Annotated in this window: 13 protein-coding genes and 1 pseudogene; 5 read left to right on the top strand and 9 right to left on the bottom strand. The window is 63.5% G+C overall.

Features of this window, described 5'->3' with window-relative positions; translation table 11 throughout:
- Positions 1-978 precede the first annotated feature (978 nt).
- The 3 genes from CSQ87_RS04880 (at position 979) to CSQ87_RS04870 (ending at position 3,227) form a co-directional block, all read left to right on the top strand.
- On the top strand, positions 979-1,305 hold the full coding sequence (locus CSQ87_RS04880) for a hypothetical protein (RefSeq protein ID WP_100512766.1): 327 nt from the start codon (positions 979-981) through the stop codon (positions 1,303-1,305).
- A complete protein-coding gene (locus CSQ87_RS04875; RefSeq protein ID WP_100512765.1) occupies positions 1,302-1,619 on the top strand; it encodes a hypothetical protein in 318 nt (105 codons plus the stop codon). The genes CSQ87_RS04880 and CSQ87_RS04875 overlap by 4 nt, the downstream gene beginning before the upstream one ends.
- Before the next feature lie 198 nt (positions 1,620-1,817).
- A complete protein-coding gene (locus CSQ87_RS04870) occupies positions 1,818-3,227 on the top strand; it encodes an MATE family efflux transporter (protein WP_117434924.1) in 1,410 nt (469 codons plus the stop codon).
- Positions 3,228-3,473: 246 nt separating this feature from the next.
- On the opposite strand, the gene CSQ87_RS04865 is transcribed toward CSQ87_RS04870, so the two are convergent.
- From CSQ87_RS04865 to CSQ87_RS04845, 5 genes are all read right to left on the bottom strand, one after another.
- A complete protein-coding gene (locus CSQ87_RS04865) occupies positions 3,474-5,318 on the bottom strand; it encodes a bifunctional uridylyltransferase/uridylyl-removing enzyme family protein (RefSeq protein ID WP_100512764.1) in 1,845 nt (614 codons plus the stop codon).
- A 144-nt stretch (positions 5,319-5,462) separates the two neighbouring features.
- Positions 5,463-5,801, bottom strand: a complete 339-nt coding sequence (locus CSQ87_RS04860; protein WP_100512763.1) for a P-II family nitrogen regulator — start codon at positions 5,799-5,801, stop codon at positions 5,463-5,465.
- A gap of 1 nt (position 5,802) precedes the next feature.
- Positions 5,803-7,089: an ammonium transporter gene (locus CSQ87_RS04855; RefSeq protein WP_100512762.1), complete on the bottom strand. Its 1,287-nt coding sequence runs from the start codon at positions 7,087-7,089 to the stop codon at positions 5,803-5,805.
- 339 nt (positions 7,090-7,428) lie between these two features.
- The gene (ftsY, locus tag CSQ87_RS04850) at positions 7,429-8,745 is read right to left on the bottom strand and encodes a signal recognition particle-docking protein FtsY (protein ID WP_100512761.1); all 1,317 of its coding nucleotides are present in this window, start codon (positions 8,743-8,745) and stop codon (positions 7,429-7,431) included.
- Between the two features lie 254 nt (positions 8,746-8,999).
- Complete coding sequence (locus tag CSQ87_RS04845; protein ID WP_100512760.1) at positions 9,000-9,530, bottom strand: hypothetical protein; 531 nt, start codon at positions 9,528-9,530, stop codon at positions 9,000-9,002.
- 197 nt (positions 9,531-9,727) lie between these two features.
- On the opposite strand from CSQ87_RS04845, the gene CSQ87_RS10775 reads away from it, so the two are divergent.
- Together CSQ87_RS10775 and CSQ87_RS04840 are read left to right on the top strand one after the other, a co-directional pair.
- Positions 9,728-10,099 carry a hypothetical protein gene (locus CSQ87_RS10775; RefSeq protein WP_133122347.1) on the top strand — a complete coding sequence of 124 codons (372 nt, stop codon included), beginning with the start codon at positions 9,728-9,730 and terminating at the stop codon, positions 10,097-10,099.
- Between the two features lie 205 nt (positions 10,100-10,304).
- A pseudogene (locus tag CSQ87_RS04840) lies at positions 10,305-10,892 on the top strand (TetR/AcrR family transcriptional regulator); the annotation flags it as partial.
- 60 nt (positions 10,893-10,952) lie between these two features.
- Here the strand turns inward: CSQ87_RS04840 and CSQ87_RS04835 are convergent.
- The 4 genes from CSQ87_RS04835 to CSQ87_RS04820 form a co-directional block, all read right to left on the bottom strand.
- The gene (locus CSQ87_RS04835; RefSeq protein ID WP_100512758.1) at positions 10,953-11,732 is read right to left on the bottom strand and encodes an alpha/beta hydrolase; all 780 of its coding nucleotides are present in this window, start codon (positions 11,730-11,732) and stop codon (positions 10,953-10,955) included.
- 146 nt (positions 11,733-11,878) lie between these two features.
- Positions 11,879-12,931 carry an alpha/beta fold hydrolase gene (locus CSQ87_RS04830; RefSeq protein WP_100512757.1) on the bottom strand — a complete coding sequence of 351 codons (1,053 nt, stop codon included), beginning with the start codon at positions 12,929-12,931 and terminating at the stop codon, positions 11,879-11,881.
- A gap of 132 nt (positions 12,932-13,063) precedes the next feature.
- Positions 13,064-15,301 (bottom strand): YhgE/Pip domain-containing protein, encoded by a 2,238-nt coding sequence (locus CSQ87_RS04825; RefSeq protein WP_100512756.1) that lies wholly within the window; start codon positions 15,299-15,301, stop codon positions 13,064-13,066.
- Positions 15,301-18,024 carry a YhgE/Pip domain-containing protein gene (locus CSQ87_RS04820; RefSeq protein ID WP_100512755.1) on the bottom strand — a complete coding sequence of 908 codons (2,724 nt, stop codon included), beginning with the start codon at positions 18,022-18,024 and terminating at the stop codon, positions 15,301-15,303. The genes CSQ87_RS04825 and CSQ87_RS04820 overlap by 1 nt, the downstream gene beginning before the upstream one ends.
- Between the last annotated feature and the right edge of the window lie 5 nt (positions 18,025-18,029).

Genomic DNA, 18,029 nt, shown 5'->3' with positions numbered 1-18,029 from the left:
ATAAGAATCATTCCTAGGCAAAGGAAGGAATGCTCTTGGTATATACGAGCCGAATGCCTTCGATTCACGCCATACGTTTCCACACTGCAAAACTGCGTTTCGGAAGGTGAACGGGTGGGATGTTGCGTTTACCTTGCGGTAACTCGGCGATGGGGAAAACCGCAGCCATGCGCAGGGTTATCCACCGATTGGGGATAAAAATTGTGAGTTATCCACATTTTCGGCGTGTTGCGGTGGATAATCCAATGACTTTTCCACATCATGGGGATAACTATGTGGAAAACATGGGGATAATCAGTGGATCACCTGCACTCAAGTTGACGAACTCATCGATATTAGGTATATCACCACGATTCGTAAAATCGAACATTTTTCATGTTTGGTTTTACCGATCGAACCGTATGTTTCAGCACAGATGAGCCCTCGGTTGGATAAGAAAGTCCAGCAAACCTGAGACCTCACCGGCCACCTTTAAGTAAGGGAGGATGGCCTTCAGCCAACGTTCCGCTTGCTCGCCTATCGGCAAGCCTTCGCCTACAAACGGCACTGCCTAAGGGGAAGGTCAAAGCCGCCAGCAAAGATCCCACTCAGCCATCTCCAAACGAGAGCGGACGGCATTCGGCGAGGGCAACGCTGTAGAAGGCGCTGCAGAGGGCGCTACAGAACCTGCCAGAACCCAGCAATGTGGATAACCGCTCGTTCGACCACATTGTCCGCACGGCTTGCCGACAACCTGCCACCAGTCGTAGCGTCGGGAATCAACAAAATGCAACAACTAGATACCAAGCCCGTTCCGTCTCCGAATCGGCCCGGCACCAACTCCGGCGACGCAGCCCGTCACCAGCCAGCCCGCAACCCGCAACCCGCAACCCGCAACCCACAGCCCGCAGCCACGCGGCTCACCATCCAACTCCGAACATCCACCTCCAATCACCCCGGCGACACCGGCGACATGGCCGTCGCAGAAAGGATCACCAGATGAACGATCACTTCATATGGTTTGACAGCAAGTTTCCTTGGCAAGTATACTTGCGAATACGAGAGGATGACGTTCCGGCGAAAATCCTTCGCTCTGCATATAAGCATCAACTCACCACAACGGACATCATTCACGCATGGCGGACGTCGATTGGCCCCATCGCAGTCGACGACAGCCGGGAAGACGCCGTCTACATCTTCCTCGGCCCCAAGCCCCATGCCATGTCGTGGATAGAGCTGGGCGTCATCTTCAGAAACGACATTCCGATCATCGCCCATGCCATGAAGGCAAGGCCAAAATATCTCAGAAAGGCAGGCCTGCTATGAAAACGAATACTCCTCTGGGAGACGACAACTCAATAAGCGATCAGGATCTCGAAAAACTGGGCCTCGAAATCACCGCCCGACTCGAGGCCATGGACGATCCGCCGGGACCGGAGGATCCTCGGACGAGCCCGAAGTACGATCCACGGGTGAAGCTGTACCAGCAGCGGTACGCCCTTGCCGAGCTGGAGAAGGAGATCGAGGCCTCCGTGCAGGAATGCCGCGACCACGGACTCTCCTGGCATAAGATCGGCATGGCGCTTGGCATCACCGGCGAAGCCGCACGGCAACATTTCGGCAAGAAAAAGTCCGCCTGACGGCGCAACCGTTATTCAGATATCGAGTTTTGTGGTTTTTCAGCGACACTCCCCTCCTACAATCCGCATGAACCATAGCAAAACAGCCGTCCATACTGCTCATCACCGGCAGGAAAACCACAAAACTCGGATGCTCGCTGCCCTCAGGCCCGCACAACGCCCGAATAGCACCCACACACCCCTAACAGATACCCAATCATGAATAAGCCGAACGAATCCGACACCAAGCAATCTCCCTCATCCAACCAACCCGCACCCAACAAACCCGCACCCGACCAATCCCCAACCACCGACCACTCCACCGCCAAACACCTCGCCGCGCTGGCGATCCCCACGTTCGGCCAGCTGATCGCCGAACCCACGTTCATCCTCATCGACACCGCAATCGTGGGGCATATCGGCGACACCGCGCTGGCGGGCCTTTCGATCGGCTCGACGATCATCCTCACCGCCGTGGGCCTGTGCATCTTCCTCGCCTACTCCACCACCGCGCAGGTGGCGCATCTGCTGGGCGCCGGCAAACGCCGCGAAGGCCTGCAGGCCGGCATCGACGGCCTATGGCTGGCCCTGCTGATCGGCGTCACGCTCAGCATCGTCCTGTTCACGGCGGCCGAACCGCTGTGCCGTCTGCTCGGCGGCGAGGGCGCGGTACTCGATCAGGCCGTGCGTTACACCCGCGCCGTGGTGCTGGGCGCCCCCGGCATGCTGCTCGTCTACGCGGCGAACGGCATCTTCCGCGGCCTGCAGAAGGTTCGCATCACGCTGGTCGCGGCGGTCAGCGGCGCCGTGCTCAACACCGTGCTCGAAGTGCTGTTCGTGCTGGTCTTCCGTTGGGGCATCACCGGTTCCGGCTCGGCCACGATGATCGCCCAATGGTTCATGGGCCTGTTTCTCGTCATCCCCGCGCTGATGTGGGCGCGAGCCGACGGAGCCAGCCTTCGCCCCCGCGCCGCAGGCATCGCAGCGGCCGGCGGCGACGGACTGCCGCTGTTCATCCGCACGTTGGCGATCCGCGTGGCCATGGTGATGACCGTGGCAAGCGCGGCCCGTATGGGCACGCATGTGCTCGCCGGATTCCAGGCGGTGAACTCGTCATGGAATTTCGCCACGAATGTGCTTGACTCGGTCGGCATCGCCGGGCAGACGCTGGTGGGCGCGGCTCTCGGCGCACGCGACCACGAGCGCGCCCGACAGCTCACCCGCGACGTAGCCAAAGCCGGCATCGTGGTCGGCACAGTGCTGGGCACCGCCTTCGCCATCGTCGGCCTGTTCGCCGGTCACTTCTTCTCCCCCAGCCCGACGATCCAGCTGCTCACCGCCGTGGGCATGGTGACGATGGGATTGTTCTTCCCGCTACAGGGTTGGATGATGGCGCTTGACGGCATCCTGATCGGCGCACGCGACTTCCGGTATCTCGCGATCACCTGCACCGCCACCGCCGCGGTCTACGTGGCCTCCCTGCTGGCCATCGTGGCGTTGATCGTCCCCGCGATGCCCAGCGACCCGGTCCGCACGGCCGTGCTATGGCTGGCCTTCAACGTCGTGCTGATGGGCGGGCGCGGCGCGGCCAACGGCCTGCGCGCCCGCACCGACGTGTGGATGCGGTAGGGATGCAGACAGATGGGAATGAGACCAGCTCGGTTCGACCACCCCCAGTCTGCCTACGGCAGCCAGCCCCCGCCAGCGGGGGCCAAAACCCTGCAAGAGCAGCTCCATTTCGGCTCCCGCTGGCGGGAGCTGTCAGGCAAAGCCTGACTGAGGGTGGTCCAGCGCTGCACGTACGCAGCACCCACGCCGTACACCGACCTCACCACGCACGCCCGCACACCAACCGTCAGACGCGCCGCACGCACACTACCGCACGCACGCCGCCCGCGCGGCCCGGTACATCGCCCCCACCAAGGCGGCCCGCCACTTGCTCCAGCCGTACTTCTTGGTGATCTGCTCGCCGGCCGTCGCGCCCAGCGAGGAGCCGTCGGCCCGCGTGAGGTCGAACAGCATGTCGAGCATCAGTGGATCGTTGCCTATGCGCGCGGCCAGTTCCTTCACGGCCTGCGGGTCGTCGGGACTGCGCGTCGAGGCGAAGTCCGAGAGGGTCAGGTGTTCGCGCACCAGCATCGTGGTCATACGGATGATCTCGTCGTCGAACAGCATGCGTTTCATGATCACCGGCACATGGCGCGCGCTTTCCGCCGCGTGGTCGGTGATGCGCGGCCGCTTGCCGATATCGTGCAGGATTCCCGCCATCAGCAGGGCCGTGTAGTGCGCGTCGTCGTACCGCTCACCGGTGGGCGAGGTGCGGCCGAGACGGGTTACCACCTCCACCATGTGATGGTCGATGGTGTAGCGGTGGGCGGCCGAGGCGGAGGGCCGGTTGCGGATGCCCAGCCATTCGGGGATCAGACGTCCCGGCATGTCGGCGAAGTCGAGCTCCTCCCACGTCCGCTCCAGCGAGGGCCCGCTGGCCAGCAGACGGACGAATCGGTCGCGCGACTCGGGATACCACCGCGAATCGTGGATCGGGCAGTGCTTGAGGTTCTCCAGCGTACCGGGGGCGATCGGCAGATCGTTTTCGGCGGCGGCCACGGCGATCTTCAGCACGAGCTTGCTGTCCTTGGACGGATCGGCGCCGGGGGCCAGCACGGCCTCGCCCTCGTGGCGGGCCACGCCGTCGGCGATGATGTCGAAGCGCGGGGCGGCACGACGGCCACGGCCGCGCGGCTGCATGATCTGGAAGAACGAGAACCTCGGCTTCTCATGGGTCAGCGAATGCGTGGCGCGCGACGCGGTGGAGTCGAGGGCGAAGGCGATGCGACGACCGTACCGAGCCAGGTAGGTCTGCAGGTTCTCGATCGATTCGCCGTCGCGCTGATCGGGGTCGGGAATGGTCGGATCGCTCAGACCCATCATCTTGGCGACCGGCACCTGATACGCCGGCAGCAGCATGTTCGTGTCCTTGTGGGCGGCGAGATGGATGCAGTCACGCACGTCAAGTAGGTGTTCCACGGCGTCGTCGTACTGCCCGTGCGGACGATCGGCCAGCCATGACGTCGCCAGCGCGGAGACGAGCACCGTATCGCGCAGACCGCCGCGGGCCTCCTTGACGTCCGGCTGGTTGAGGTAGGCGAGCTGGCCGAAACGATCGAACCGCTGGCGGGCGGAGTCGGTGAGTTCGGGCAGTCGCTTGCGCGCGGCCTTGCGCCACCGTTCCAGAATCGAGTCGCCGGTCCGGCGGATCAGATCGACGTCGCCGGCCACCGGCAGCACGTTCAGCCAGCCCATCGCGGCCGGCAGATCATGGTCGGTCACCGATTCGCACTGCTGACGGGTGCGGACGGAATGGTCGAGGTCGAGGCCGGAATCCCACAGCGGATACCACAGTTTGTCGGCCAGTTTGGCTACTTCGGCGTCCTTCATCGCGTGACCTTCGTAGATGATCACCAGATCCAGATCCGAGCACGGGCCGATCTGCCGCCGGGCCAGCGAGCCGACCGCGGCAAGCCCCACGCCCTGCGGGGGTACCGATCCGCCTTCCTTGCCCGTGGCGGCGACGGCGTCGTCCCACAGTTGGCGCAATGCCGTCAGTACGATTTCCATGCGCTTGGCGCGCTTGGCCTCCCCGTTGCGATACACGCCATCGTCATCGGGCTGGGACACCGCCAGCAGGCGGTCCTTGAGGCCATCCACAGCAGAAGCCATCTCTTCGTTTCCTTACGCTTCTCGTTGAAGTATTCAAGTCCCACATACGACGAATCCCCGCCGACGGGCTGCCGTCGTTGCGGGGATTCGGGAGTTCATCGATCCGGTCGGATGTTCGGATTCATGGAATCGGAACCGGGCGGATCAGATGGCGGCGGAGCCGGTCTCGCCGGTGCGGACTCGGGTGACCGAATCCAGCGGGGCGACCCAGATCTTGCCGTCGCCGATGGTGCCGGTGCCGGCGGCCCGGGTGATCACGTTCACCAGGGTTTCGGCGTCGGCGTCGTCGGACAGCACCTCGACGCGGATCTTCGGGATCAGGTCCACGGTGTATTCGGCGCCGCGGTAGACCTCGGTGTGGCCGCGCTGACGGCCGTAGCCGTTGGCCTCGGAAACCGTCAGGCCGTGCACGCCGGCTGCGGCGAGCGCTTCCTTGACGTCGTCGAGCTTATGGGGCTGGATGATTGCGGTAATGAGCTTCATCTCACTTGACCTCCTTCAGAATGGAGCTGGCGGTACCAGCGAAATCGTAAGCACGCTCGCCCTGATCGGCCAAGTCGATGCCGCCGACTTCCTGAGCCTCGGTGACGCGCCAGCCGATGGTCTTCTCCAGAGCGAAGGAGATGATCGCGGTGATCACGCCGGAGTACAGGATGGCGACGAGCGCGATGACGATCTGCACGGCGAGCTGGTGCCAGTCGCCGCCGGCCAGCAGGCCGGTGCCCTGACCGAAGAAGCCGATGAGGACGGTGCCTGTGAAGCCGCCGACGCCGTGGACGCCGACCACGTCAAGGGAGTCGTCGTAGCCGAGCTTGAACTTCAGGCTGCAGGCGAGGCAGGTGAGGATGCCGGCGATGGCGCCGAGGACCATGGCCCACAGCGGGGAGACCACATCGGCGGCCGGGGTGATGGCGACCAGACCGGCGACGATACCGGAAGCGGCACCCATGGCGGTGAAGTGGCCGGAGCGGATCTTCTCGGTGAAGCCCCAGGCGAGCATGGCGGCGCCGGTGGCGGCGGTGGTGCTCATCCAGGCGTAGCCGGCGGTGCCGTTGGCGGCGAAGGCGGAACCGGCGTTGAAGCCGAACCAGCCGAACCACAGCAGCCAGGCGCCGAGCATGACGAACGGAACGTTGTGAGGACGGAACGGCTGGGTGCCGAAGCCCTTGCGCTTGCCGATGATCAGCACGGTGACGAGGGCGGCGACTGCGGCGTTGATGTGAACGACCGTACCACCTGCGAAGTCGTGGGCGGAAGCGCCGATGGCGTTGGAGATCGGGCCGTCAGGAGACAGCAGACCGCCGTTCCACACCATGTGGGCCATAGGAGCGTAGACGAACGTGATCCACAGGGCCACGAAGATCATCCAGGTGCTGTACTTCACGCGCTCGGCGATGGCACCGGTGATCAGGGCCACGGTGATCATGGCGAAGGTGACCTGGAAGGCCACGTCGATGCTGTGCGGGTAGGCGGCGCCGTCGACCTCGGCCGAACCGAACACGCCGTCAGTGGAGACCATCGTATCCTTCAGCAGGAAGCCGGTGGCGGGGTCACCGAAGATGCCGCCGATATCGTTGCCTGCGTAGGCGATCGACCAGCCCCACAGGGTCCAGACGACCGCGGTCACCGACAGTGCGGCGGCCGAAAGCATGAGCATGTTGAGCACTGCCTTTGCTCGAACCATGCCACCATAGAAAAACGCGACGCCAGGCGTCATGAGGAAAACCAGAGATGCCGACGTCAACATCCATGCTGCATTGCCCGTATCCATGTCTACCTCCCTCTCTTCAAGTTCCCAGATCCTCGAAGCCGCCGCCTTAGTGGGTGGGCGCCGGCGAGGACCGGGGTTCTTGTCCGTAATTGTTTCTTCGTTTCCAGGCTTCCATCTTGGGGAAGCCAACGACTGTATGAAACGACGCTCTGATTTCCCAAACGATTTCGTCGTGTTACATCAAGGTAAACGTGGGGAGGAAAAGTTACACGGATCTAAAACAACGGCGGCCCGACGCCCTTATGCCAAACGGCATGATGGACGTCGGGCCAACATGGCTTTTTGGACGGGACGATCCGTCCACAATACGGAACCAATACGGAACCGATACGGAACCGATCAGTCGAGGATGCCGTCCACGAAGCTTTCGGGATCGAACGGGGCCAGATCGTCGGGGCCTTCGCCCAGTCCGATCAGCTTGACCGGCACGCCGAGCTCCTTCTGCACGGAGATCACGATGCCGCCCTTGGCCGAACCGTCCAGCTTGGTGAGCACGATGCCGGTGATGCCGATCACCTCGGCGAACACCTTGGCCTGAGTCATGCCGTTCTGGCCGGTGGTGGCGTCAAGGACGAGCAGCACCTCCTCGACCGGCAGGGTCTTTTCGGTGACGCGGCGGATCTTGCCCAGCTCGTCCATCAGGTTGGACTTGTTCTGCAGTCGGCCGGCGGTGTCGATGATCAGCACGTCGGCGTTCTGCTCCTTGGCGGCCTTCGCCGCCTCGAAGGCCACAGATGCGGGGTCGGCGCCGTCCTTGTCGGAGCGGATCACCGGCACGCCCACGCGGCTTCCCCAGGTCTCCAGCTGATCGGCGGCGGCGGCGCGGAACGTGTCGGCCGCGCCCATCACCACCTTCTTGTCTTCGGCGACGAACAGTCGGGCCAGCTTGCCGGCGGTGGTGGTCTTGCCGGTGCCATTCACGCCGACCATGATGATCACGCTGGGATCGGCGTCTTCCGGACGCGGACGGGAGGCGACCAGACTGCGGTCCATGTCGCGGCCGACCAGATCGAGCAGCTTCTCGCGCAGCAGCGCGTGCACGGCCTCGGGGCTCTTTTCGCCGGTGATGCGGGCGTCCTTGCGCAGCTCCTCGACGAGCTGTTCGCTGGCTTCGGCGCCGACGTCGGCCAGCAGCAGCGTGTCCTCGACGTCCTCCCAATCGGATTCGGAGATGTTGTCCTGCGCGAGGATGTTGAACAGGGCCTTGCCGAAGGGGTTGGCGCTGTTGGCGAGACGGGCCTTGAGGCGGACGAGGCGGGATGCCGTCGACTCGGGTTTGGCCGGCTTTGCGGGCTCAGCGGGCTCAGCGGGTTTGGTAGGCTCAGCAGGCTTGGCAGGCTGTGCGGGGGCCGCGGGTTTTTCCGCTTCGGCCGGCTTTGATTCAGACGGTTCTGATTCAGCCGATTCAACAGGTTCCGATTCGACCGATTCGGGTTTGGCCGATTCGGTCGCTGCCGATTCTGATTTGACCGATTCCGCCTTGGATGATTCCGACTCAGGCGATTCCGACTCGGCCGCTGCCGGCGAAGCGACGGGCCGAGTCTGCGGCTCGGCCACCTGCGCACTCTTACGATTCTTGGAGACGACCACGGCGATGATGGCCGCGATCACGACGACGGCGATCACGCCGACGATAATCAACGTCATTTGATCCATACCCCAACCCTAACGACCCCTCAGGTCATACCGGGTCATATCAGGGTATACCGGGTCATCAGGGCATATCAGAGACCTGCGGACCCGGACGGATGGGAATATGGTGGCGTGGGCGGCAGTACCGGTCCAATTGCCGACTCAGTACCGATTGCCGACTCGTCACCGGCCGCCGATTCAATGCCGATTACCGACTCAATCCGATTACCGGCTCAATCTGATCGCCGATTCGGTGCCGGTTACCGATTCAGCACCATCTACCGATTCAGCTCAGAGGGGCGGTCGTCGTCCCGTCTGCGGACGTGCTCGCCGACTCGTCTGCCGGCATGATCGCCGGTGTATTCGCTGGTTTCGCCGGTAGGAGTCTGCTCGGCCGATGCCTGACCTACCCGCGCCTGACCGGGCCGCACCTGACCGACCTGTGCCTGACCGGAACGGCCCTCGGCGGAACCGTTGGGCTGATCCTTGGCGGCGTCGAGATCGGGGATGTCGATGCCACGGCCCAGCGCACGCACCTCCACCACGGAGGGGTCATTCACGTACACCGGGGTTTCGGCGGTGGCGTGCTCATGCTCGGGCGCGGTCGATCCACGGCGAACCTGCCGGGACGGGGTGAACGCGATGTTGGTGCTCACGGCACGCGGTTTGCGACGCTGCGATTCGGGATCCTGATCCATGTTGTAGAAGAAATCCGTACGGTGGGATTCACGACGTGCACGTATCAGCACGTACACGACCAGGGCCACCACGAGGGCCACCCAAAGAAACAGGATAATGAGCATCGGCATGACTTATATTCTCTCAGGGTCTCTCTACCGATGCCACCCCCGTGCTCATTTTTGTTGCGCCATATTTACAAGAATGGTGCGCTGAAAACGGGAAACCGTCAATTACACACTTCTCGAGACAGTCCTACAGCCCCTCCCCACACTGAAAGGGACAGTTCCCCGCCATACGGCATTGCACCAGTCCGGTGGCGCTTTCGATGGACTGCAACGCAAATCCGCCAAAATGCAGCGTAATCCATCGGAAATCGCCATTTTCCGATGGATTACGACGCAAAACCACGATTATGCAGCGCAATCCATCGCAGACGAGCCACTCGCGCCCGAAGAACCGCATGATTGCAATGATCTTGAATGCTGCTCGGCACAATCGTGATGGATTACGCCGCATATTCGCCGAAATCGCACGCAATCCATCAAAAACAGCCGGATTCTCATGGATTACGCCGCAAATCCGCCGAAATGCAGCACAATCCATCGGCACACCGAACGACCCCGATCCGCCCGGCCCCGATCCGGTCGAGCAGACCGACCCGATCCGGCCGGCCACGATCCGACTCGGTACCGACTGACTCAGTGCCGACCGACCCCGAACCGATCAACCAGACCGACCAATCAGACCGACCAACCAGACCGCTCAATCAGACCGCTCAATCAGACCGATCAACCAGACCAACCAATCAGACCAACCAATCAGACCAACCAGCGGCGATCTTCCACGACCGTCGGCCGATTGTGGCTGATCTACACTGAACAGATATGAGTGGAACTTCGAGAATGACCGCGCTGCAGCGTCGCGAGCAGCTCATCGCCGTGGCCCGTTCGCTGTTCGCGGCCAAGGGATTCGCCGCGGTGAGCGTGGAGGAGATCGCGGCGAGCGCCAAGGTGAGCAAGCCGATCGTCTACGAGCATTTCGGCGGCAAGGAGGGGCTGTACGCGGTGATCGTGGACCGGGAGATGCAGTCGCTCACCGAGGCACTGACCGCATCCTTGGCCAATCCGGAGGACCATTCCCGTCAGATCGTGGAAAAGGCGGCGATGGCGCTGCTCACCTACATCGAGAACAATCCCGACGGATTCCAGGTGCTGGTCCGCGATTCGCCGAGCACGGACCCCTCCGGATCGTTCAGCTCGCTGCTCGGCGACATTTCGATCCGTGTGGAAGAGCTGCTGGTCGAGGCGTTCAAAAAACGGCGGATCCCGGCGAAGGGCGTGCCCTACTACGCGCAGATGCTGGTGGGGATGACGGTGTTCACCGGACAGTACTGGTCCACCCACCGCAAGCTGAGCAAGGAGCAGCTTGCGGCGTACATCGTCAACATGGCGTGGAACGGGATCTCGAACCTCGTGCCCAAGCCGGAGCTGAAGTACGTGAAGTAGGGCGGACGATCACATCATCGATCGACGATCACCCGCCGGCGCCGATCACATGATGCCCGAGGTGATGTTGTTGTCGCTGAGCCACTGACGGATGTCGTCGAACTCGCTCAGGCTCACCGCATGGTCGAGCTTCGGGTATTCGCGGTACTTGAGGTACGTGTGCTCCTCCAGCCAGGCGCTCATCGCCAGATGCTCGAATCGGGGCAGCACCTGATCCTTGTCGCCGAATCCGAAGAACACCGGGATCTGCAATTCGTCCAGATCGGCGTCGGCCGGTGCCGTGCCGGGAACCGCACCCTGCGCCCAGAATCCGGAAAGGCAGACCACCGCGCGGTACCGACGGGGGTTGAGTCGCAGCAGATGCACGGCGAGCAGGCCACCCTGCGAGAATCCGAGGGGCACGACGTCGCGGGTTTCGGGGATGTTGTCCGCCACCCAGTCGTCGATGGCCACCGCGGCCGCGTAGGCGTCATGATCGCGGTCCTCGCCGGCGGGCACGGCGTCGTGGAACCAGGTGGCGCGCACGCCGTCATCCTCGGGATTGCGGTACTGCGCGGGAAGCGCCAGCGGCGCGCGCAGTGACGCATAGTCGTTGTAGGGGGCGATGTAGCTCATGAGATCGGCCATGTCCTGCTCGTTGGATCCCCATCCATGCAGCAGCAGGAACATCGGCTTGCCGGGATTGGCATGGCCGCCACCGCGAGACCACAGGGCATGCTCCACGGTGAGCGGGTCTCCGAAATGGCCGGGCACTTCGCCGGACTGCTTGCCGACCGGCAGCTCCGGGAAGCGCCGGGCAGGCGCCGTGTACTGTTCGTTATCCATAAATCCACTATAAATAGGGACTCCCCTGCCGGCGTGGGCCGATCCTGTTCGGTTCGTCACACTTGCCGGCGGGGACTGCGGCGGGACGGTGGTCGACCGACGACGCGATGGCCGCCCGATGGGGCTTCACTCCTCGGCGGGGGCAATCACTCCTCGATGATCGGCGTACGCAGAAATTCGAGCATCCGGCCGATGTACCGCTCCATCACCTCGTTGCGTTCGGTGGTCATCTCATGGTGGGAGCCTTCGAGCTTCACCAGCGTCGCCGGGCAACCGCCCTCCTGCACCTGACGGATGAACCGGTCCTGCGGCTTGAGCAGCACATACCGGTCCTGTTCGGCCTGGAACGCCAGAATCGGCGTCTCGATCCGCTCACACGCCTCGGGCCTGAGCAGGGCGCGGCTCATGCGCAGTCCCTGATTCACCCAGCCGAAGGTGGCCGCGTTGGTGTGGTATTCCACATGCTCCCTGCGCAGCTCATGCACCCAGCGGGCGCGCTCAAGACTCAGTCCTTCGTAGAAATCGGCGTCGAATTCCTCACTGAACCGCTGCTGCGTGGGGGCGATGTGCCGGCTCAGTCCGATCGCGCACGCGGTTTCGGTCACCATGGGGGCGAACCACAGCGGCATGCCGGTCTTCGGCGCGATCATCGGCGCGGAAAGCACGGCCTTGTCGATCAGCGTGGGATGCTCCTGCAGCAGCGCGGCCGCCACACCGCCGCCCATCGAATGCCCGTAGAGGTACAGCGGCGCGTCCTTGGCGTATCGTTTGCCGATCAGGGAGCAGAACTTGGCCAGATCATCGACGTACCGATGCCAGTCGTCGATCCAGACGAGGCTTTCGTCGCTCACGTCGCGCGGTGAGAATCCGTGTCCGCGGTGCTCCAGAATGCACACGCTGTAGCCGTCGAGCAGCAGATACCAGGCCAGTTCCTCGAACCGTTCGGCGAATTCGGTGAATCCGTGGGAGATCACCACGGCCCCGCGGAATTCGCCGGCCGCACCGGCCACGTCCAGTGAGTCGAACCGAGAGGCGTCGTAGCACACGTAGTGCAGCAGACCGGGATGGCGCAGTTTCGCCAGACGGTCGGCCCGCGAGGGGGCCAGCCAGCCTTCGGCACGGCATTTGGCCAGCGTCGGCCGCACCGTGGCCTTCATCGTTTCGGCGTACATGGCTTCGTCGATCAGCTTCACTTCCATGCGACCGAGCCTACGCCACGCCGGGGTCAACCGCCTGAGCCGCAAGCCGGGCCGTTCCGCAAACTGGACCGGTCCGCAAGCCAGATCGTTCCGCAAGCCGAGCCGGGCCCGACCGGACCGAAGCGGCAGCCGTCACATCAGCTTGGTGCTTTCGAGATTGCGGATGATCCAGTTGTTGAGGCGGATCACCGGCTTGCGCAGCACCAGCCCGAGCAGCAGCGACGGCACGAGGAACACCGCGAGCAGGAACAGCTCCACCCAGTATTCGTTGCCGTACGATCCGGCGATCGCCGCGTGCATGGCCGCGATGCCGTGCGGGAACAGCAGGAACGGATACAGCGCCTTGAACGGGGCGGGCAGCACCTCCATCGGGAAGGTGCCGCCGGAGCCGGCCACCTGCATGACCAGCAGCACCACGGCTACGGCCTTGCCGATGTCGCCGAACGAGAGGGTGAGCGTGTAGGTGATGTTCGAGAACACCACGGCCGCCACCAGACACACCAGCACGAACCGCCACGCGCTCTGCACCTGAATCCGCAGATAGTACAGGTCGCCGAGCCCCACCAGCAGACCCTGGCACAGGGCGAGCATCAGGAAGAACAGGTAGCGACCGAAATACTCTTCGTGCAGCCGCAGACCGCCGTGCCCGCGACCGATTCCCAACCGGTTTGTCGGCATTGCACCCAGTTCGGCCTTGGCCTTGTCGGACAGCTGCACCTTCATCATGGCCACCAGCACGATCGCCCCCACCCAGATCGACAGGATCGTATAGAACGGGGCCATCGCGGAACCGTAGTTCTCGATGTGGTACACCGGCATGCGGTTGAGCTCCACCGGCGAGCTGAGCAGCGTGGCCAGCGTATCGGCGTCGGCGTTCGAGAACCGCTGCAGCTGCGCGAGCTCCTTGGGCGAGCCGTTGTTGTATGCCGCGGTGATCCCGTTGCCCAGATCGTGCAGACGGTTCGCGGCCGTGGTCATCCGGCCGGTGGAGTCGTCGAGGATCGACCGGATCCGGCCGATCGAATCCACCGCCCCGCCGGAGACCCCGTCGAGCGAATCCATGGTGTCGCTCAGACTGTCGACCACCGTACGGGACTGCGATCCCACGTCGGCGATGGAGTCGGCCAATGCGGTCAGCTTGGGTTTCAGACCGGATTCGTAGGTGTTGCGGGCCTTGGTAACCGTGGCCTTGGCGTCGGCGATCTGCCGCTTGAGATCGGCCCGTTTGGCGTTGACGGTCGCGGTGGTACCGTTCAGGGACTTCGAGGCGCGGCTCAGGTCGTCGGCGAGCGTCCGCTGCGATCTGCCGGCCCGGTTGATGAGATCGATGCCGCGGCCGAGCATGTCCTTTACGCTCTGATCCGTGGTCTGCCGCTGCACCTGCGCCAGACTGGCCGACAGCGATTCGTATGCGACGGCGGAATCCTTCACCTTGCCGGCAAGGGAGGTCAGCTGCCCGCCGGCCGTATCGGACTGGCGGCCGATCGCGTCGAAGGAGGAGTCCACCTGACGGCTGACCTCGTCATAGCTTCGCTCGCTTCGGGCGAGCGCCTCGTTCAGCGTGTCCGCCGTGCCGCTGAGGGCACCGTCCAGCGAGTCGATGCCCTGCTTCGCCTGATCGAGGCTGCGCTTCGCCCCGTCGACGCTCTTGCCCGAGTTGGCGAGCAGACCGTCGGTGGAAGCGATCAGATCGGACGTCGACCCCAGCAGCGCCGAATACGCCTTGGTCTGGTTCGCCGCGACGTTCAGCTGATCGGCCATCGACCCGATGTGCTTCGTGGCGTTGGCGACGTACGTCTTCATCTCGTCGCCCTGCATGTAGGTGAACAGGTTCCCCATCAGGTCGAGCTCCACCTGCCCGACGGTTTTGGCGAAGGTGCTGTCGATCTGCGTGGTGATGGTGGTCGCGCCCGTGCCGGTGACGTGCGGGGCGATGGCGTTGATCTTCTCGTTGGTGTAGTACAGCAGTTTCGCGTGCTTCACCTCGGGCGAGAACAGGGTCATCATGTCGGCCGAGAAGCGTTTCGGGATCACGATGGCCGCGTAGTAGTCGCCGGATTTCACGCCGTCCACGGCCTCGTCCGCGTTCACGAACTGCCAATCGAGCTGATCGTTGGCGCGCAGGGTGTTGGTGACGGTCTCCCCCACGTTGATCCTCACGGGGATCAGATCGGATTTGTAGCCTTCGTCCTCGCTGGCCACGGCCACCTTGAGTTCGGAGGTGTTGCTGTACGGATCCCAGCTGGCCGCGATGTTGAACCACGCGTACAGGGCCGGCACGATGACTAGACCGATCACCACGATCACGCCGATCACGTTGCCGGCGGCATGACGCACGTCGCGGGCGAAGATGTGCCAGATGTTGCGCATCAGCGGTCACCGCCCTTTCCGGTGTGGGTGTGGGTGGTATGGGGAGTGTGGGTGTGCTCCCCGCCGTGCGTGTGCTCTCCACCATGCATGCCGCCGTGCGAGCCGAACCGGTGGTGCCGGGTGAGCCGATCCACGATCACGCTGCGGAACTCCTCCGGCTTCATCACGCTCATGCCCAGCTGCCTGCTCGCGCTTTCCGCCATGTACTCCACCACGATCAGGTACACGTCGATCAGGATGATCGAGGTGATCCACGCGGTGAGCATCACGATCTTCGACTCCACGCTGAACATCAGCACAAGGAACACCATCGGGATCACCGCGATCGCCACCAGACCGGCGTTGATGAGCAGCGGGTACCAGCGGAAGAACCGCTGCGCCTGATGACGAATGCGCTGCCGGTATTCGGGCACGCCCATAAGCAGCTTGATCACGGAGACCAGCTTGAACCGTTCGTTGGTGAGGTTGTTCCGTTCGCTCACCATGAGGTCGGTGGCGCCGAGCCGGCGATCGAACAGCGCGTTGAGGTTGAGCAGATACTGTCGGGCCACGAGACCGATGAACAGTGCGGCGAGGAGGAACCACAGCAGGAAGCGCAGATCGGACCAGTAGTGGCCGGAGTACATGCCGCCGATGGTTTCGCGCATCGCGTTGATGCCGTAGGTGAACGGCAGGAACGGGTAGAGACGACGGAAGAAGTCGGGCATCATTTCGATCGGATACATGCCGGAGGAGCCGGGGATCTGCATGATCACGAGGATCACCGCCACCGCCTTGCCGATGTGCTTGAACGCGGCGGCGAGCGCGTAGATGACGTTGACGTAGACGAAGGAGATCCAGCAGCCGGCGAGCACGAACAGCAGGGGGTGGTCGCATTGGATGCCGAGGACCAGATCGCCGACCGTGCAGATCACCGCCTGCATGAGGCCGACGGTGACGAGCAGCAGCCACCGGCCCAAATACCCTTGGATCGCATTGAATTCGTGACCGTGGAGGTCGTCGCGATCGACTTCGAGTTTGAAGATGGCGATGAGCACGAATCCACCGACCCACAAGGCCAGATTCGTGTAGAAGGGGGTGACCGCCGAGCCGTAGTTGGCCACCGGATACACGGTTTTCGTGGTGAGGGTCACCGGCGAGGCCATGAAGTCGCCCACGGCCTTGGCGTCGAAGTCGAAGTGCTCGCCCAGTTCGTTCCAGATCTTGCCGGAGTTGAGCGCGGCGAGATCGGTCCGCGTGGTGTCCAGTCCCTGGGAGACGCCGTCCAACGCGTCGGAGGTCTGGCCGAGCGTGGTCTTGGTCTGGCCGAGCGTGGTCTTGAGTTGGGCGACCAGCAATCGGCTCTGGCCGATGCCGGAGTCAAGGCCGGCGAGCGTGCCGTCCAAGGTGCCGGTCATGGCCGAGAACGAGTCCATGCCGGCGAGCAGCGAGGGCGTGATGGTCCGGTTCAGTCCGGTGCGTACGGTGTTCAGTCCGGCCGCGCCACCGTCGGTTGCGATACCGATCGCCTTCGTGCCACTGGAGGTGGCGTCGATGCCGCCGGCGGTGAGCGAGGCGGTCTGCCGGTTGAAGGTGTCGAGGGTTTTCTGGGCCTGTTCGTTCGCGTGAGTGAGCGTGTCGATCTGCGGCTGGACCTGTTCGGTGATCTGATCCTTGACCGTCTGACTGATCGTGGTGCTGCCGTTCGCCAGATCGAGAACCGACTGCAGGGCGGAGATCGCCGCCGTATTGCGGTCGATCACCTGCTGCTGGGCGGTCGCGGCCGAGTCGATCCGGTTCTGCACGGTGTTGAATCCGCCGACGATGCCGCCGGCCGCGGTGTTGGCCGACACCGTGATGCCGCTGAGCCGTCCGGCACCGTTCGTCAGGGTGGTGTCGAGCGTGCCGGTGAATGCCAATGACTCCTTGCGCGTCTCGCCGAGGGCGCCGTTGGCGGCGCTGAGCGTTCTGCGGGTGGAGGAGATCTGCGTGGTGAGCTGCCGGAGCGAGCGGTCGGCGTCGTCGAGCGTGGTGTTGGCCGAGTCGATGCTGCGGCTCATCGTGTCGATGGCGGCACGGGCCTTGTCGAGATCGTCCATCGCCTGCCGTACCTGGCCGATCAGCCGGTTTTGCGCTTCATCGGCCTTCGACTGGGTTTCGCTCACCTCCTCCTTGACCTTGCCGACCACGGTGGAGGCGACGGTGGAGACGAACGTCTGGTTGATCTGCTGGTCGATGGTGGTGGCGCCGGTGTCGGTGATCTTCGGCGCGATCGCGTTCTTCTTCTCGTTGACGTAGTAGTTGATCTGCGGTCGGCGGGTGACGCTGGTGTCGCCGCCGTCCGCACTGGTGTCACCGGAAACCGAGGTGACCGTGCCAATGAGTTTGGCGCTGAAATCCTTCGGGATCACGATGGCCGCGTAATAGTCGCCGGAGCGTACGCCGCGCATGGCGTCTGATTCGCTGACGAATCGCCAGCCGAGTTCGTGATTGGCCTTGAGCTGTTTGACGACCTGCCCGCCGGCGTCGAGATGGCCGACGAGATCGTTGTCGGTGCCGGTGTCCTGATCGACCACCGCCACCTGGATGTTGCCGGTGTTGGAATACGGATCCCAGTTGGCGAGGATGTTGAACCACGCGTACAGGGACGGGATCAGCGCCACGCCGAGCGTGATGACCACGGCCACGGGATTGCGCAGCAGACGGAGCACGTCCCGCGCAAAGATCCGCCACACCGTCCGCATACCGT

The organism is Bifidobacterium simiarum, assembly GCF_002802905.1.
Taxonomy (GTDB): Bacteria; Actinomycetota; Actinomycetes; order Actinomycetales; family Bifidobacteriaceae; genus Galliscardovia; species Galliscardovia simiarum.
This window is presented reverse-complemented; position numbering and strand designations above follow the sequence as displayed.

Bases quoted from the DNA above. Each gene is read 5' to 3' on its own strand.
- CSQ87_RS04880 (WP_100512766.1), top strand. From the start codon at position 979: ATGAACGATCACTTCATATGGTTTGACAGCAAGTTTCCTTGGCAAGTA.
- CSQ87_RS04875 (WP_100512765.1), top strand. From the start codon at position 1,302: ATGAAAACGAATACTCCTCTGGGAGACGACAACTCAATAAGCGATCAG.
- CSQ87_RS04870 (WP_117434924.1), top strand. From the start codon at position 1,818: ATGAATAAGCCGAACGAATCCGACACCAAGCAATCTCCCTCATCCAAC.
- CSQ87_RS04865 (WP_100512764.1), bottom strand. From the start codon at position 5,318: ATGGCTTCTGCTGTGGATGGCCTCAAGGACCGCCTGCTGGCGGTGTCC.
- CSQ87_RS04860 (WP_100512763.1), bottom strand. From the start codon at position 5,801: ATGAAGCTCATTACCGCAATCATCCAGCCCCATAAGCTCGACGACGTC.
- CSQ87_RS04855 (WP_100512762.1), bottom strand. From the start codon at position 7,089: ATGGATACGGGCAATGCAGCATGGATGTTGACGTCGGCATCTCTGGTT.
- ftsY (WP_100512761.1), bottom strand. From the start codon at position 8,745: ATGGATCAAATGACGTTGATTATCGTCGGCGTGATCGCCGTCGTCGTG.
- CSQ87_RS04845 (WP_100512760.1), bottom strand. From the start codon at position 9,530: ATGCCGATGCTCATTATCCTGTTTCTTTGGGTGGCCCTCGTGGTGGCC.
- CSQ87_RS10775 (WP_133122347.1), top strand. From the start codon at position 9,728: ATGGACTGCAACGCAAATCCGCCAAAATGCAGCGTAATCCATCGGAAA.
- CSQ87_RS04835 (WP_100512758.1), bottom strand. From the start codon at position 11,732: ATGGATAACGAACAGTACACGGCGCCTGCCCGGCGCTTCCCGGAGCTG.
- CSQ87_RS04830 (WP_100512757.1), bottom strand. From the start codon at position 12,931: ATGGAAGTGAAGCTGATCGACGAAGCCATGTACGCCGAAACGATGAAG.
- CSQ87_RS04825 (WP_100512756.1), bottom strand. From the start codon at position 15,301: ATGCGCAACATCTGGCACATCTTCGCCCGCGACGTGCGTCATGCCGCC.
- CSQ87_RS04820 (WP_100512755.1), bottom strand. From the start codon at position 18,024: ATGCGGACGGTGTGGCGGATCTTTGCGCGGGACGTGCTCCGTCTGCTG.